This is a genomic window from Gammaproteobacteria bacterium (assembly GCA_016200485.1).
Classification (GTDB): domain Bacteria; phylum Pseudomonadota; class Gammaproteobacteria; order Tenderiales; family Tenderiaceae; genus JACQEP01.
In genome coordinates, this window is record JACQEP010000011.1 from 28,639 (window position 1) to 45,681 (window position 17,043).

Annotated in this window: 12 protein-coding genes; 1 reads left to right on the forward strand and 11 read right to left on the reverse strand. The window is 53.0% G+C overall.

Translation table 11 applies throughout. From position 1 onward, the window contains the following. Positions 1 to 7 precede the first annotated feature (7 nt). The 11 genes from lpdA to HY272_07645 all read right to left on the reverse strand — a co-directional run bounded on the left by lpdA (position 8) and on the right by HY272_07645 (position 14,066). Entirely contained in the window at positions 8 to 1,435 is a 1,428-nt protein-coding gene (gene lpdA, locus HY272_07595) for a dihydrolipoyl dehydrogenase (protein MBI3772548.1), read from the reverse strand. A 40-nt stretch (positions 1,436 to 1,475) separates the two neighbouring features. Further along, entirely contained in the window at positions 1,476 to 2,687 is a 1,212-nt protein-coding gene (odhB, locus tag HY272_07600; protein ID MBI3772549.1) for a 2-oxoglutarate dehydrogenase complex dihydrolipoyllysine-residue succinyltransferase, read from the reverse strand. Positions 2,688 to 2,705: 18 nt separating this feature from the next. After that, complete coding sequence (locus tag HY272_07605) at positions 2,706 to 5,564, reverse strand: 2-oxoglutarate dehydrogenase E1 component (protein ID MBI3772550.1); 2,859 nt, start codon at positions 5,562 to 5,564, stop codon at positions 2,706 to 2,708. Positions 5,565 to 5,748: 184 nt separating this feature from the next. Beyond that, the gene (locus tag HY272_07610) at positions 5,749 to 6,087 is read right to left on the reverse strand and encodes a P-II family nitrogen regulator (protein MBI3772551.1); all 339 of its coding nucleotides are present in this window, start codon (positions 6,085 to 6,087) and stop codon (positions 5,749 to 5,751) included. Between the two features lie 107 nt (positions 6,088 to 6,194). After that, positions 6,195 to 7,820, reverse strand: a complete 1,626-nt coding sequence (locus HY272_07615; protein MBI3772552.1) for an NAD+ synthase — start codon at positions 7,818 to 7,820, stop codon at positions 6,195 to 6,197. Between the two features lie 170 nt (positions 7,821 to 7,990). Next, positions 7,991 to 8,866 (reverse strand): succinate--CoA ligase subunit alpha, encoded by an 876-nt coding sequence (sucD, locus tag HY272_07620; protein ID MBI3772553.1) that lies wholly within the window; start codon positions 8,864 to 8,866, stop codon positions 7,991 to 7,993. A gap of 1 nt (position 8,867) precedes the next feature. Further along, positions 8,868 to 10,037 carry an ADP-forming succinate--CoA ligase subunit beta gene (gene sucC / locus HY272_07625; GenBank protein ID MBI3772554.1) on the reverse strand — a complete coding sequence of 390 codons (1,170 nt, stop codon included), beginning with the start codon at positions 10,035 to 10,037 and terminating at the stop codon, positions 8,868 to 8,870. Positions 10,038 to 10,207: 170 nt separating this feature from the next. Next, a complete protein-coding gene (locus HY272_07630; protein ID MBI3772555.1) occupies positions 10,208 to 10,489 on the reverse strand; it encodes a peptidylprolyl isomerase in 282 nt (93 codons plus the stop codon). Between the two features lie 29 nt (positions 10,490 to 10,518). After that, positions 10,519 to 11,295, reverse strand: coding sequence for an HD domain-containing protein (locus HY272_07635; GenBank protein ID MBI3772556.1), 777 nt, complete (start codon positions 11,293 to 11,295; stop codon positions 10,519 to 10,521). Between the two features lie 847 nt (positions 11,296 to 12,142). Continuing rightward, positions 12,143 to 12,616: a single-stranded DNA-binding protein gene (gene ssb / locus HY272_07640; protein ID MBI3772557.1), complete on the reverse strand. Its 474-nt coding sequence runs from the start codon at positions 12,614 to 12,616 to the stop codon at positions 12,143 to 12,145. 70 nt (positions 12,617 to 12,686) lie between these two features. Then, a complete protein-coding gene (locus HY272_07645; protein ID MBI3772558.1) occupies positions 12,687 to 14,066 on the reverse strand; it encodes an MFS transporter in 1,380 nt (459 codons plus the stop codon). Between the two features lie 89 nt (positions 14,067 to 14,155). On the opposite strand from HY272_07645, the gene uvrA reads away from it, so the two are divergent. After that, positions 14,156 to 17,020, forward strand: a complete 2,865-nt coding sequence (gene uvrA, locus HY272_07650) for an excinuclease ABC subunit UvrA (protein ID MBI3772559.1) — start codon at positions 14,156 to 14,158, stop codon at positions 17,018 to 17,020. The last annotated feature ends 23 nt before the right edge of the window (positions 17,021 to 17,043 follow it).

Sequence of the window (17,043 nt, forward strand, 5' to 3'; positions counted from 1 at the left end):
ATTGCGTTTATCGATGCAAACTACGTTTATCAACACCTAGCGCTGCCTCATGCACTGCCTCGGACAACGTAGGATGAGCGTGAACAATACGGGCCAAGTCTTCGGCACTGGCTTGAAATTCCATCGCCACTACCGCTTCGGCAATCAATTCCGATGCGTTCGCCCCCAGGATGTGAACACCCAAGATACGATCAGTTACCGCATCGCTAACGATTTTAACCATGCCAGAAGGATCGCCCATGGCATGAGCGCGGCCATTGGCGTTGAACGGAAACACACCTTCCTTGAAATCAACACCATCGGTGCGCAACTCCTGCGAGGTCTTGCCCACCCACGCAATTTCAGGCCAGGTATAAATAATCCAGGGAATCGTGGCATAATTTACATGCCCTGCCTGGCCCGCAATATGTTCGGCGACAGCAACCCCTTCTTCCGAGGCCTTGTGCGCCAGCATCGGCCCGCGCACCACGTCACCAATCGCATAAATGCCCGCCACGTTGGTGCGACAAAGTTTATCGACCTCAATAAAACCACGGTCATCAAGTTGCAAACCCACTTCTTTGGCATTGAGTCCATCGGTATTGGGTTTACGGCCCGCCGCTACCAACACACGATCAAAATTCTGTTTTTTGTCTTCGCCTTTTTCCTGATAGTGAAGCGTGACTTGATTTTTATTTACCTTGGCGCTGACCGGACGTGCGCCCAGGCGAATATCCAAACCCTGAGCACCAAGAATTTTATGCGCGGCATCGGCAAGCTGTTGATCGACATTAGGCAAAAACCGTTCGCGGCGAATAAAAATACTGACTTCTGATCCGAGCCGGCTCCAAACTGAAGACAACTCCAAACCAATTACACCACCGCCGATCACCGCCAAGCGTTTTGGTACTTGCTCAAAACTCAATGCACCCGTGGAATCAACGATAAATTTTCCGTCGAATGGCGTTTCAGCGGCCTCTGCCGGCACTGAGCCTGTGGCGATAATAATATGCTCCGCCTCAACCGTGACTGCAGTAGATTTTTTGCCATCCTTATGCGGAGTAAATTCTACTTTGCGTTCACCAAGCAGGCTGCCATGCCCTTGTAACCAGCTAATCTTGTGCTTGGCAAATAACATGGCGATACCGCCAGTCAAAGTACGGCACACCGCCTCCTTACGTGCCAACATCTGTTTGATATCAAGACTGACATTTTTGACATTGATGCCGTGCTGCGCGAACTCATGTTGCAGACGATGATAATGATGTGAAGAATCAAGCATGGCCTTGGAAGGGATACAGCCGACGTTGAGGCAAGTACCGCCGAGGCTGGGCTTGCCATCCGGCCCCAGCCATTTATCGATAACGGCGACTTTAACTCCCAACTGTGCGCAACGGATCGCCGCGACATAACCGCCTGGCCCACCACCAATGACCACCACGTCGAACTTATCCATGTTTCCTCCCACTGCAGGGTGCGCACAGCGCGCTCTGCGTTTATACTTCCAGAAGAATACGCGCCGGATCTTCCAACTCTTCCTTGATACGCACCAGGAATGAAACCGCATCACGACCGTCGATAATGCGATGGTCATAAGACAGCGCTACGTACATCATGGGCCGAATTACAATCTGACCATTTTCCACCACTGGCCGATCCGCGATCTTGTGCATGCCAAGAATCGCGCTTTGCGGCAGATTGAGGATGGGGGTCGACATCAACGACCCAAACACACCGCCATTGGTAATACTGAACGTGCCACCGCTCAAATCATCCATACCCAGCTTGCCGTCGCGTGCCTTTTTGGCATAATTGACCACCGACTGTTCCAATTGCGCGATGGACATGCGATCCGCATCGCGAATAATCGGCACCACCAGCCCGCGTTCGGTACTCACCGCGACACCAATGTCATAATACCCATGGTAGATAATGTCACTGCCATCGATCGAGGCATTGATGATCGGATATTCCTTTAACGCCTCGGCACAGGCACGAATAAAGAACGACATAAAACCGAGTTTAATGTCATATTTTTTAATAAATGCCTCTTGATATTTCGCACGCAGATCCATGACCGGCTTCATGTTGATTTCATTAAATGATGTCAACATGGCGGCAGTATGTTGCGCTGTTACTAATCGCTCAGCAATGCGTGCACGCAGGCGTGTCATCGGCACCCGCTGTTCTGGGCGCCCACCCGCCCCTATCTGTACCATAGCCGGTGGTGGTGTTGGTATTGATTCCGCAGGTTTCTTGGCCTCATCAAGATGCTTAATCACATCTTCCTTGGTGATGCGTCCATCACGGCCGGTGCCGGCAATTTTCTCTGACTGTAATTTATTTTCAGCTACCATTTTACGGACTGCTGGGCTCAAATCAGTATTGGCGGCCGCTTGCGCAGCAAGCTTGGTTTCTGCTTTCGCGGATTTAGTGTCGCTTTTCCCCGTGCTCTTGGCAGCGGCTTTGGCTTCAGTATCAATAATCGCGATCACTTCATTGCTGACCACGATAGCACCATCAACCTTCTTAATCTCTTTTAACACCCCATCTTGGGGCGCGACAATTTCCAGCATGACCTTATCAGTTTCCAGATCGACCAACTGTTCATCACGAGCGACTGCCTCGCCTGATTTTTTCCGCCAGCGCGCCAGAACGCCGTCTGACACAGACTCGGATAATACCGGCACTTTGACTTCAATCAGCATAATCAGCTCCCTTGTTCATTAACCGGCCGCACGCAAAATCACACCCTTAGCCTTTCCGCTAAGCGCTGCCTGCACCAGCTCCGCCTGATTGGCGAGATGCGTTTTCAAATGCCCCTCTGCTGGCGCGGCATAAGGTGCGCGACCGGCATAATAAAGATCCGTTTTATCTTCCAGCTGCATTCTCAACAGGGCTTGAATGAAGGTCCACGCCCCTTGATTTTGCGGTTCTTCCTGACACCAGACATATTCCTGCGCCTTGCTATAGCGGCTAATAATCTTGGCCACAGCTTCTTCCGGGAACGGATAAAGCTGCTCAATACGGACGATGGCGATATCTTTAAGTTGTTGCGTCCGCCGTTGTTCCAGCAAATCGTAATAGACCTTACCACTACAGAATACCACTCGCTTCACCTGCGCTGGTTTAATCGGGTCAACCTCATCAATCACCACATTAAAGCCGCCCTTGGTCAGGTCTTCTACCGAGGATGTCGATAGTTTATGGCGCAATAAACTCTTGGGCGTCATCACCACCAGTGGTTTGCGATAAGGACGCACCATTTGCCGGCGCAACATATGAAACATTTGCGCTGGTGTCGTGGGATAGCAGACTTGAATGTTGTCTCCCGCGCACAGCTGAAGATAACGCTCAAGACGTGCAGACGAATGTTCCGGGCCTTGACCGTCGTAACCGTGCGGCAACAATAACACCAAGCCACAAAGCCGACCCCACTTCACTTCCCCGGCACTGATGAATTGATCAATGACAACCTGGGCACCATTGGCGAAATCACCAAACTGCGCCTCCCAGAGTACGAGTGAATTGGGTGATGTCGTTGCGTAACCGTATTCAAAACCCAGCACCGCCTCTTCCGACAACAGCGAATCGATGACGCGGAAATGACCTTGATCGTCGCTGAGGTTTTGCAAAGGCACATAGGCTTCGCGCCGTTTTTGATTATGAAACACGGCGTGACGATGCGAGAACGTACCACGACCGCTGTCCTGTCCCGACAAGCGCACAGGGTGCCCTTCAGTCAACAAGGTGGCATAGGCCATAATCTCGGCAAAGCCCCAATCCAGCGGCAGCTCGCCCGCCGCCATTTTCAGACGATCGGCCACCACCTTGAGCGCGCGCGGATGGACATCGAAATCCGGTGGGAAAACGCTCGTTTTCTCCATTAATTCGCGGATCACTGCCAGCGGGACAGTGGTATCTGCCGCTTCGGTCCAGTCCTTGCCCTTGTACGGAGCCCAATCAACACCAAATTCATTTTTGACACCAAACACAATTTCGCGCGACACCAATTTGCCTGCATCGAGCATATCGCGATATTCCTTGATCAAGGCATCGACATCGGCCTGCGCCAGCACACCGGCATCGATCAGACGCTGCGAGTAAAGCTTCAGCGTCGTGGCATGCGGCCGAATCGCGCTGTACATCACTGGTTGCGTCAGCGATGGTTCATCGGCCTCATTGTGACCATGACGACGATAACAGACGAGATCGATCACCACATCGCGCTTGAACTTGAGCCGATAATCAAGCGCCATTTGAGTCACGAAAATCACCGCTTCGGGATCATCGCCATTCACATGGAAAATGGGTGCCTGGATCATGCGCGCGACCTCGGTGCAATACATGGTCGAACGCACATCGAGCGGGTTACTGGTGGTAAAACCAATCTGGTTGTTGATAATGATATGCACGGTACCACAAGTGGTGTAACCCCGTGCCTGCGACATCTGCAAAGTTTCCATCACCACGCCTTGGCCCGAAAACGCTGCGTCGCCGTGGATCAATACCGGCAACACCTGACTACCATCCAGATCGCGACGGCGATGCTGGCGCGCTCGCACAGAACCTTCGACCACGGGATTGACAATCTCCAGATGCGAAGGATTGAACGCCAATGCCAGATGTACAACACCACCTGGCGTTTTCATATCGGAAGAAAATCCCTGGTGATATTTGACGTCACCCCCGACATTGGCCGCGTGTTCAAAAACACCTTCGAACTCCTGGAACAATGCAGCAGGATTCTTGCCCATGATATTGACCAGCACATTGAGACGGCCGCGGTGGGCCATACCAATCACTGCTTCACTTACTTTATGGCTTCCGGCGCGCCAAACCAATTCATCCAATAACGGAATCAGGCTCTCGCCACCTTCCAGCGAAAAGCGCTTCTGCCCTACATATTTGGTATGTAGATATTGCTCCAGCCCCTCTGCCGCCACGACTTTGCGCAAAATATGGCGTCTGAAATCAGGCGATAACTTGGGCTCTCCGCGACCGCCTTCCAATTGCTGTTGGATCCAGCGTTTTTGCGCAGTATCCGAAATATGCATGTATTCCGCACCAATGTGACGGCAATACGTATCCTGGAGATGACTCACAATCTCCCGCAAGGAAGCCTGGGGCGGCCCGGCCAGCGAACCCGTGCTGAAGACAGTCTCCATGTCCGACTCTGTCAGGGCGTGGAACACGGGATCAAGTTCGGCTAACGGTTGTTGTGCCTGCAAACCCAACGGATCAAGCTTGGCCTGTTGATGACCACGCACACGATAGGCATTAATCAATTGCAGGACGGCGACCTGCTTGCTCTCGGCGGCGGCGACCCCACTACCTGCCACTACGGGGGCATAACGGGAGAGCGCAAGGAAGTTCTTGAGGACCTGATCGTGATTGACATCCGCTGCCAGCGGACCGGGTTCCTGTTGCAGCGATTCGAAATATGACCGCCAAACCGGTTCCACCGCATTGGGGTCATCTAAAAACTGATAATAAAGCTGCTCGATAAAGACGGCGTTCCCGCCGTACAAGTAACTGTTTTTTAACAATTTATCCAATGTATTCTGTGCTTTTTGCTGGCTCATGGCGCTTCATCGCCCACGTGATAGACACCCCAGTTAATGTTTCGTCCTTTCAAGCCAAAACTCAAGGAATTTTTTTAGTTTTCAACAGAATACCTACGAACATGCAGCAAATTTAGTTGTTAGGCGTATCGCTGAATAACAGTAATCTCCTGCATGGGCGATTCGTGAATCGCCCCTACGGACGCTAGATTGCGTCCTTGTTTTCTTCACCCGTTCTAATTCGGACAATTCTCTCCACCGTGGTGACAAAAATCTTGCCGTCACCGATCTTGCCGGTTCGAGCCGCTTCAGCGATCACTTCGACGCAACGATCCAACTGTTCTGCAGCCACCACAATTTCGATTTTCACTTTAGGCAGAAAATCGACCACGTATTCCGCACCCCGATACAGTTCGGTATGCCCTTTTTGCCGGCCAAAACCTTTTACCTCGGTCACAGTCATGCCAGTGACGCCGATTTCCGACAGTGCTTCACGCACATCATCCAGTTTGAAGGGCTTAATCACTGCTTCGATTTTTTTCATAAGGTACCCCTTTGTTTGTTTTCAGGTATAGGTAGAGGCGGGTTTAAAACCCGCCTCTACGCCGGAGGAGAAAGGAACAATAAAGCATCTTTCGGCAACCTGTCAGCCTATTTATACGCCGAAGTGATCGGATAACGCCGGTCGCGGCCAAAAGCACGGCGGCTGATGCGCACTCCCGGCGGCGCCTGTCGCCGCTTGTATTCGTTACGATTCACCAATTGTACTACGCGGTCAACCATTGCCTCGTCATAACCGGCGGCGATAATATCTTCGGCACACATATCCTTTTCAATATACATCTCGATGATCGGATCGAGAATATCGTACGGCGGCAGACTATCCTCATCTTTTTGATTGGGCGCCAACTCTGCTGACGGTGGCCGTTCCAACACCCGATCCGGGATCACCGGCGAGATACAGTTACGATAGCGCGCCAGACGATAGACCAAAGTCTTGGGTACATCTTTAATCGGCGCGTAGCCGCCCGCCATATCGCCATAAAGCGTAGCATAACCCACCGCCATTTCGCTCTTGTTGCCCGTAGTGAGTACGATCTTACGTTTCTTGTTGGAAATGGCCATCAACAAAATTCCACGGCAACGGGCCTGAATATTTTCCTCTGTCGTATCCCAGGGACGCCCGGAAAATTCGGCAAACTCTTCCTGCAGCATGCTCAAAAATGACTGAAAGGCTTGTTCGATTGAAATCGTGTGGCATTCCACGCCTAATGCCTTAGCCTCAACCATGGCGTCTTCAAGACTCATCTCGGCAGTAAAGCGTGACGGCATGCGCACACCTTCAACTCGATCAGCACCGATGGCATCCACGGCAATCGCCAGCGTCAATGCGGAATCGACACCGCCAGACAAGCCGATCACCACGCCGCTGAAGCCGTTTTTCTCAATATAATCACGCACGCCGAGGACAATTGCCTGATAAACGCTAGCCTCTTCCGACATCGGTGCATGAATCACACCCGGTACGGCGATCACTTGTGCGCCGATCTCGAAATCGACAGGATAAAGCGCTTCGACAAAGGCTTGGCCACGCATCACCACCGCGCCATCGGCATCCATGACAAAAGACTCGCCATCGAACACCAACTCATCCTGACCGCCGATTTGATTGCAATACACAATCGGTATCGCACCTTCCTGCAGCCGTTGACGCATGGTGGCTTCACGCTCGAATCCTTTATTGAGATGAAACGGCGAGGCGTTGAGATTGAGCATCAATTTGGCGCCACGGTTTTTTGCTTGCGCCATGACGCCGGGGTGCCACATGTCTTCGCAAATCGATAGCGCAACAGGAACGCCCTTAAAATCAATCACGCATGACTCAGTGCATGCTTCGAAATAACGTTTTTCGTCGAAGACGCTGTAGTTGGGCAAAGATTGCTTGCGATAATTGGCCTGGATTTTCCCGTCGGCAATCAATGCGGCGCTATTGAATACGCCTTGAGTAGTTTTTTCCGGATAGCCCACCACCAGCGCGATTCCGCGGATATCTTGCAGCTGTTTCATCGCCGTGGCGACACGGCGATAAAGCCCGGGACGTAACAGCAAATCCTCAGGCGGATAACCGGTGAGACACAATTCAGGGAACAGAATTAGATCCGCGTTGAACTCATCACGTGCCCGCTCGGCGGCAGCGATGATCTTGGCGGCATTACCCGCGATATCACCGACCAGGGGATTAAGTTGAGCGAGAATGATGCGCAGACGTTGCGTCATAACAAACTATTAACTCAGTAATAAAATAATGAAGATCAAGTTCCCTCCCCATTGCAGGGGGAGGGCCAGGGTGGGGGTGGAGTACCTGTTACTTTCGAACATTTTACCCCCATCCCTACCTTCCCCCTAAAAGGGGAAGGAGTTTTATCACAATGTGTTTAGGGGCCGGGTTAATAACCGCCCAAAACCTCCGCCATGCGCTTGCCGATCTCCGCTGGCGAGCGAACCACATGCGCACCGGCCGCAGCCAGTGCCTTGAATTTTTCTTCGGCCGTGCCCTTGCCACCGGCGACAATCGCACCCGCATGCCCCATGCGTTTACCCGGCGGTGCGGTAACCCCCGCGATGTAAGCAACTACAGGTTTGGTGACATGCGCCTTGATGTATTCAGCCGCTGCTTCTTCGGCCATACCACCAATCTCGCCCACCATGACGATACCTTCGGTCTGCGGATCGTCCTGGAACAGTTCGAGGCAATCGATAAAATCCGTACCTTGAATCGGATCGCCACCGATACCGATACAGGTGCTCTGTCCCAAACCATTATTAGTCGTTTGAAACACGGCTTCATACGTCAATGTGCCAGAACGCGAGACGATACCGATCTTGCCCGGCTTGTGAATATTACCCGGCATGATGCCGATCTTGCATTCGCCCGGTGTAATCAAGCCCGGACAGTTCGGGCCAATCAAGCGCGAAGCACTGCCTGCCAGCGCATATTTCACCTTGAGCATATCCTGCACCGGAATACCTTCGGTGATGCAGGCAATCACGCTGATGCCGGCATCCGCGGCTTCAAGAATCGCATCGGCAGCAAAGGCGGCGGGTACATAAATCATCGTCGCATCGGCGCCAGTAGCTTTCACGGCATCATGCACGGTATCGAACACCGGCAATCCCAAATGTGTTTGGCCACCCTTGCCCGGCGTCACACCACCGACCATCTTGGTGCCATAGGCGATCGCCTGTTCGGAATGGAACGTACCCTGTTTTCCGGTGAACCCTTGGCAAATAACTTTGGTATTTTTATTAACCAGCACTGACATCTCACTTGCCTCCTTTTGAAGCAGCAACAACCTTCTGCGCTGCATCAGTCAGGTCAAGCGCACTGGCAATCGCCAAACCACTATTATCCAGTAATTCACGTCCCTGCTGAGCGTTGGTGCCCTCAAGCCGCACCACCACAGGAATCGTAACGCCAACTTCTTTTACGGCAGAGATAATGCCTTCAGCAATCAAGTTACAACGTACGATGCCGCCAAAGATATTGACCAACACTGCCTTCACCTTCTTGTCGGCAAGAATCAGTTTAAAAGCCTCGGCCACTTTCTCAGCCGTGGTACCACCACCGACATCGAGAAAATTGGCAGGCATACCGCCGTGAAGTTTAATCAAATCCATAGTCGCCATCGCCAAACCGGCACCGTTGACCATGCAGCCAATGTTGCCGTCGAGGGTAACGTAATTTAAACCGTGTTGTTCCGCTTCGTGTTCGGTAGGATCTTCTTGCGACGCATCCTGCATCGCTGCCACCGATTTCTGACGATACAATGCGCTGCCGTCGATACCCACCTTGGCATCCAACGCTAACAGTTCACCGGCTTTGGTAATCACCAGCGGATTGATCTCCACCAGACTGCAATCTTTTTCGATGAACATCTTGTATAGGCCGGTAAGCAGTTTGGTCATCGGTCCAGCCAACTCGACCGGCAGGCCCATGCCAAAACTGATCTGGCGACATTGATAGGGCATCAACCCTACCACCGGATCGACCACAATTTTGATCAGCGCCTCAGGCTGCTTGGCGGCCACTTCCTCGATATCCATACCGCCCATCGCCGAGGCCATGATCACCACACGCTCGCTACTACGATCCACCATCAGACTGACATACAACTCTTTAGCGATATCGCACAACGATTCAATCAAAACCGTATTGATCGGCAAGCCTTTGGCATCGGTTTGATGCGTGACCAGGCGCGATCCCAGATATTTCTGGGCCGCCGCCTTGAGTTCATCCACACTCTTCACCAGTTTCACACCACCGGCCTTGCCACGACCACCGGCATGGACCTGGGCCTTGATCACCCAGCCATTGCCCCCCAGCGTCTTGGCGGCGGCTTCGGCCTCGGCGACGGTCTTGACCGCAGCGCCTTTCAGCACAGGAACGCCATATTCGGCGAATAATTGTTTGGCTTGATATTCGTGCAGGTTCATTATGTCCTATCTTTCAGTTATGGCCATCAAAGCGAACGGTCGCTGCTTCAGAAAACCGATACGCTCGCTATCCGCAGTATATCCCAGCATCATACCGCACCCCTGATCATCAAGAAATATTAGCCATGCCCAGACCACCCCTTTATGAATCGGGGGTAAACCCGTATTGATCACTCGCTGCGGCTGGTCACTTCCAATAAATGGTAACCAAACTGGGTCTTCACCGGGCCTTGCACCACGTTCAACGGCGCACTGAAAACCACTGTGTCGAACTCCGGCACCATCATGCCGCGACTGAATTCACCGAGGTCGCCCCCATCACGTCCGGAGGGACAGGTGGAGAATTTTTTCGCCATCTCGGCAAAGGCGGCCCCTGCCTCGATCTGTGCCTTGATCTCATTACACTGCGTTTCGGTATTCACTAATAAATGCCTTGCCGATGCCTTTGCCACAGTTATCTCCTTATTTTACGAATTGACCACTACATTAACGATTCTTTATCGACGGGATAGCGATCATAGATCGCCACAAATTCATCGACATTATCCAGAAAAATGGCTGCCAGCTGCGGATCGAAATGCTTGCCAGTCTGCCCGCTGATCCATGACTTCACCTCTTCAATTGGCCACTTCTCCTTGTAGACGCGCGGCGAAAAGAGCGCGTCAAAGACATCGGCAAGCGCGCTGATGCGCGCAAAAATATGAATATTTTCACCAGCCAACCCTTGGGGATAACCACTACCATCCCACTTTTCATGATGTTGATGCGCAATCACTCCTGCCGCCACCAGAATATCGCGCTGGGAGTGCTTGAGCATGGCATAGCCAATGGCAGGATGATTCATCATAATCTTGCGTTCAGCTTCGGTGAGGCGATCGGGTTTCAACAGCACTTCATCAGGAATTCCCAGCTTACCTATATCATGCAGCGGCGAAGCTGCAGTCACCAGATCCACCTGACTGGGAGACAATCCCAGTTTTTGCGCCAGCAGCTGACAATAAAGCGCGACACGCCTCGTGTGATTGGCTGTCTCTTTGGAGCGTTTTTCCTCAATGACACCCATGGTGTAGACCGTCTCACGGAGGGTGCTCTCGATTTCATCATTCAGCGCGATCAATTCTTCATTCTTTTGTTTGAGCATGTCCTGATGGGCGATAATCTCCGAGTTGAAGAGATTGATTTCATCCGCCACATGCGAAAACTCGCGCGTCTCAAATCGATCCGGACTCATCGGCTGCTGTTTCTTATAGGCGGTCATGGCGTTGTCGATCAGCGTTTCCAGCGGTTGCTGGACATAATGACTGATGGTACGCGAAGTATTCACAAAGATAAGGATGAACGCCAGTATCGACAACAACACCAGGCCCGCCATGACCCACAGCGAGTGATTGCGATATTCGGTGACATCCAGCTCAATATCCACCGCACCCAGCACCGTTCCCTCGTCCACCATATGACAGGCTAGACAGTTCAATGCGGCCCTCTGTGACGCGATGTAGGGAATGATGACACGGACTGTTGGCCTGACCGAAAACTCATTGAGGATAAAAACCGGCGCTTTGGCATCAAATGCCCGCCTAGCGACGGGGTCCGGCACTTGCTCCAAGTCTTTACCTGGACCAAACTGCCTCGACACGGCATCGCCACGAATGACATTCAGCGATATGATCTGATGCAGCTGTCTGATCTCTTCCAGATAGTAATCACGCTGCTCCATGACGCCCGCTTTCATGTGGGCAGTCAGTCCCGCCTTGACCAGTTCAGCATGGGCCAGCGCCTGGTTCTTAATAGCCTTCGTGGAAAGGGCACGAAAGTTAAACGCAGTGATCAACAGCAGCGCAATCGCCAGGGTCAACAAGACATTGATCAGACTTTTAACCGTGATGGTTTTAATACTTGGCTTGTTTATCATCGATGACTCAATGCCGGACCCTGAATCCTCAACATGCAGGCGCAAGGAGCAAACGCACTGCTGGTTATAATAATTTCATAGTATCCCCTATCACGACCAACACAAACCCTGCGGCAAACACGTAAACAATAAAAAAACCCAGTAAGAACAAGTCCTACCGGGTTAATGTTTACAAGTTTAAGATAGGTAGTCCCTAGAACGGGATGTCATCATCAAAGTCGTCAAATCCTGCGCCGGCTGCAGCCGGTGCCGACGATGACTGTCCCTTGGCTGGCGCGCTGCTGCTACCAAAGTCGCTGCTACTGCCACCAGCGCCACCGCCCGCGCCACTCCGGCTACCGAGCATCTGCATTTCGTTGGCGATAATTTTGGTGCTATATTTGGTCACGCCGTCTTTTTCATACTTCTCTGTACGCAGGCTGCCTTCGATATAAATCTGCGAGCCCTTCTTCAGGTATTCACCGGCGATTTCAGCCAGACGGTTATAAAAAACGACGTTGTGCCATTCGGTACGCTCTTTTTGTTCACCGGTCTGCTTATCTTTCCAGGATTCGCTGGTTGCGATCGTGACCGTGGTCACGGCGCCGCCGCTGGGCATGTAACGCACTTCTGGGTCTTTACCCAGATTCCCCACCAAAATGACTTTGTTTACCCCTTTTGCCATGATCTACTCCTAAACTGTTCTCCGGGTTGTGTGGCTCAGACTACCATATTTATGCCGTTTTCGCCGAGAACCACTAGGTGCTGGTTACGGCCATTTCGCCTCGCACCACCGAAAAACGGCTAAGTGCTTCTTTATCCAGGGCATGGTTATCGACCTTGAGATAAGCCACACCATCTTCAAGGATAACGATCGCTTCCGCCACCCCGCGCACCTGCGCCAACTGCGCCTCCAGATGACGTGCCTCGTCCTCGTTCACGGGACCCACCTTGAGCATGTGGGTGCTGAGGTAACGTGGATTACGCATGGTCGCGGCCCAAAACAGCCACAAGGCCGCCATCAGGGCACTAAAGACGAAGATCCCGCCTGCACCGATGGTGCCGTAAATCATGCCGCCAAAGGCACCGCCACAAAAGGCTCCCAGGAACTGGGAACTGCTATAAATTCCCATTGCCGTGCCCTTCTTGTCCGGGGGGGCCATCTTGGCCACCAGCGACGGCAGCGATGCCTCCAGCAGGTTAAAGGCGGTGAAGAATACGAGCAAGGCGGCGATGATCCCCCACGCCGAATGACGCAACAGATCCAATCCCCACAGACCGAGCATCAGCAGAGTGATGCCGATCAAAAACACCTGCTTCATCCGCCGCCGTTTCTCGGCGACAATGATAAAGGGCACCATCAGGGCGATCCCACCCAACATCACGCCAAGATAGACAGCCCAGTGATATTCGGTACCGATGCCGGCTTCATCACGTAGCGAGAGCGGCACAGCGATAAAACTGGCCGTCAAAATCAGGTGCAGGACAAAAACGCCGAAATTAAGGCGCATCAACTGGCCATCACCCAGCACCTGTTTGAATTGCGCTGGCACCGGCTGTGCATCGCGGCGGAAGCGGCTTTCGATGGGGTCTGGCACCCATAACTTGAGCAACACCATGGCCACCAGGGCCAGTACCGACGTGGTCCAGAAGATGCCTGGGACACCGATCCAGCCGCTCAACACCGGCCCCATGACCAACGCCACCGAAAACGACATCCCCATCGAGGCGCCCAGGATCGCCATCGCCTTGAGGCGGTGTTCCTCACGCGTCAGGTCCGCCGCCAAGGCCATCACCGCCGCCGCAATCGCGCCCCCACCCTGGATCGAACGGCCAAGAATGACTCCATAAATGGAATCGGACAGCGCCGCCACCACACTGCCAATCGCGAAAATGATCAGGCCGATGTAAATCATTGGCTTGCGTCCGAAACGGTCAGACAATAGGCCAAAGGGAATCTGAAACACCGCTTGTGTGAGGCCGTAGATCCCAATCGCCAGGCCGATCAACATCGGCGTCGAACCACTCAAATGCTCGGCATAAATGGCAAATACCGGCAGGATCATGAACAGGCCGAGCATCCGAGTGCTGAAAATCCCGGCCAAAGATACCGCTGCCCGCTTTTCTTGCGGACTCATACCATCTTGTTTCACGGAGAGTTTCTCTTTTGCGTCGTGGTGCGAAAACGTCGTATATTATCAGGTTCGATCAGTGACGGAAATGCAGCATGAAATATATCCACATTCGCGGCGCACGCACCCACAACCTCAAAAACATCGACCTCGATCTGCCGCGCGACAAACTTATAGTTATCACGGGATTATCCGGCTCCGGCAAATCCTCGCTCGCGTTCGACACCATTTATGCCGAAGGCCAACGGCGCTATGTCGAATCGCTGAGCAGTTATGCACGCCAATTTTTAGCAATCATGGAAAAACCCGATGTCGATCACATCGAAGGTTTGTCGCCCGCGATTTCCATCGAGCAAAAATCCACGTCGCACAATCCGCGCTCGACCGTCGGCACCGTCACCGAGATTTACGATTATCTGCGTCTGTTGTTCGCGCGCGCGGGTGAACCGCGCTGCCCGGACCATGATGTTGTGCTTGAAGCGCAGACGGTCAGCCAAATGGTCGATCAAGTGATGGCACTGGCGGAAGACACGCGCCTGATGCTGCTGGCGCCAGTGATCGACGATCGCAAGGGCGAACACGTACAGGTCCTGGAACAATTGCGCAGCCAGGGTTTTGTCCGCGCCCGCGTCGATGGCAAAGTGATCGAGCTGGATCAATTACCGAAGCTCGATCTGCGGCAGAAACATACCATCGAGGCCGTCGTCGATCGCTTCAAGGTGCGTGAGGATATCAAGGCTCGACTGTCCGAATCGTTTGAAACTGCGTTGCGTCTGTCCGATGGCTTGGCGCGCATCGCCTTCATGGATGATGAAACAAAATCGGAATTGGTATTTTCGGCCAAGTTTGCCTGCCCGCATTGCGGCTACAGTTTGGCTGAACTTGAACCACGTTTGTTCTCATTTAACAATCCCGCAGGTGCCTGCCCAACCTGCGATGGTTTGGGCATGAAGCAGTTTTTCGATCCGGCGCGCGTCGTTCATCATCCCGAGTTAAGCTTGGCGGCGGGTGCAATTCGCGGCTGGGACCGCCGTAACGCCTATTATTTTCAGTTGCTCACCTCACTGGCAGATCATTATGGTTTCGATGTCGACACGCCATTTGAACAACTCACCGACGAAGCACGTGGCGTACTGCTTCAAGGCACCGGTGACGAACTGATCGAATTTACCTTCTTCAACGAGCGCGGCAGCGCACAACATCAACATCGCCCCTTCGAGGGCGTCATCCCCAACATGGAGCGGCGTTACCGCGAGACCGATTCCAATGCCGTACGTGAGGATCTGGCTAAATATTTAAGCACCCACAAATGTCCAGACTGCAAAGGCACACGTCTGCGCCGCGAGGCACGCAATGTCTTTGTCGCCGGCATTACGCTGCCGGAAGCCACTTCCATGGCCGTAGGGCGTGCGCATGACTTCTTCACCCATTTAACGCTACCGGGTCATCGTGGCGAGATTGCGTCAAAAATTGTTAAAGAAGTCGGCGCCCGTTTGCAATTTCTGGTCAACGTCGGTCTTGATTATCTGAGCCTTGACCGCAGCGCCGATACGCTTTCCGGCGGCGAGGCGCAACGTATCCGTCTGGCCAGCCAGATCGGCGCCGGTTTGGTAGGCGTGATGTATGTGCTTGATGAACCGTCGATTGGTCTGCATCAACGCGACAATGAACGCCTGATCAAAACGCTGACCTATTTGCGTGATCTCGGCAACACCGTAATCGTGGTCGAACATGACGAAGAAGCGATCCGCAGCGCCGATCACATCGTCGACATCGGCCCCGGCGCCGGTGTACATGGCGGCCAAGTGATCGCTCAAGGCACATTGCAACAAATACTCGGCTCGCCTGAATCAGTCACCGGCCAATATCTCTCCGGCAAACGCGCAATCCAAGTTCCCGAGAAACGGGTGGCCATGGACCCAACGCGCATGTTGAGCATTCGCGGCGCCAGCGGCAACAATCTCAAGGGCGTAAACGTCGATATTCCGATGGGCCTGATGACCTGCGTTACCGGCGTCTCCGGTTCCGGCAAATCGACACTCATCAATGACACGCTGTATCGCCATGCCGCCTTGTTGATCAACGGTGCGGGCGAAGATCCGGCACCATGTGCCGAGATCATCGGCCTCGATCAATTCGACAAAGTCGTCGACATCGATCAAAGCCCCATCGGCCGCACACCGCGTTCCAATCCGGCTACCTATACCGGCCTGTTCACCCCAATTCGTGATCTGTTTTCCGGCACGGCAGAGGCACGGTCACGCGGCTATGGTCCTGGACGTTTCAGTTTCAACGTCAAGGGCGGCCGCTGCGAGGCGTGCCAGGGCGACGGCGTGATCAAGGTCGAAATGCACTTCCTGCCCGATATCTATGTGCCGTGCGATGTTTGCAAAGGCCAACGTTACGACCGTGAAACCCTGGAAGTACGCTACAAGGGCAAGAACATCTACGAAGTGCTGAAAATGACCGTCGAAGACGCACTAGAGTTCTTCAGCGCCGTACCGATGATCAAACGCAAGCTGCAAACATTAATGGATGTCGGCCTGTCGTATATCACCCTCGGTCAAAATGCGACCACGCTCTCTGGCGGTGAAGCGCAACGGGTGAAGTTATCGCGTGAATTATCAAAACGCGATACCGGCAACACGATTTATATTCTCGACGAACCGACTACCGGCCTCCACTTCCATGACATCGAACAACTGCTCGGCGTGCTGCTGCAATTGCGCGACCATGGCAACACCATTGTCATCATCGAACATAATCTTGATGTCATAAAAACTGCCGACTGGCTGATTGATATCGGCCCCGAGGGTGGCGATAAAGGTGGCGAAATACTGTGTGTCGGCACGCCGGAAGAGATTGCTACCAATGAAAATTCACATACCGGCCGTTTTCTGAAACCATTGCTTGCGATGCAAAAACCCAACGCGGAAGTGCGGAGAAGATCTAGAATTTAGCCGCTTGTTGAAACACTCCCTCT

Excerpts from the sequence above, each read along its gene's own strand:
- lpdA (MBI3772548.1), bottom strand. The coding sequence starts at position 1,435 with ATGGATAAGTTCGACGTGGTGGTCATTGGTGGTGGGCCAGGCGGTTAT.
- odhB (MBI3772549.1), bottom strand. The coding sequence starts at position 2,687 with ATGCTGATTGAAGTCAAAGTGCCGGTATTATCCGAGTCTGTGTCAGAC.
- HY272_07605 (MBI3772550.1), bottom strand. The coding sequence starts at position 5,564 with ATGAGCCAGCAAAAAGCACAGAATACATTGGATAAATTGTTAAAAAAC.
- HY272_07610 (MBI3772551.1), bottom strand. The coding sequence starts at position 6,087 with ATGAAAAAAATCGAAGCAGTGATTAAGCCCTTCAAACTGGATGATGTG.
- HY272_07615 (MBI3772552.1), bottom strand. The coding sequence starts at position 7,820 with ATGACGCAACGTCTGCGCATCATTCTCGCTCAACTTAATCCCCTGGTC.
- sucD (MBI3772553.1), bottom strand. The coding sequence starts at position 8,866 with ATGTCAGTGCTGGTTAATAAAAATACCAAAGTTATTTGCCAAGGGTTC.
- sucC (MBI3772554.1), bottom strand. The coding sequence starts at position 10,037 with ATGAACCTGCACGAATATCAAGCCAAACAATTATTCGCCGAATATGGC.
- HY272_07635 (MBI3772556.1), bottom strand. The coding sequence starts at position 11,295 with ATGACCGCCTATAAGAAACAGCAGCCGATGAGTCCGGATCGATTTGAG.
- HY272_07645 (MBI3772558.1), bottom strand. The coding sequence starts at position 14,066 with ATGAGTCCGCAAGAAAAGCGGGCAGCGGTATCTTTGGCCGGGATTTTC.
- uvrA (MBI3772559.1), top strand. The coding sequence starts at position 14,156 with ATGAAATATATCCACATTCGCGGCGCACGCACCCACAACCTCAAAAAC.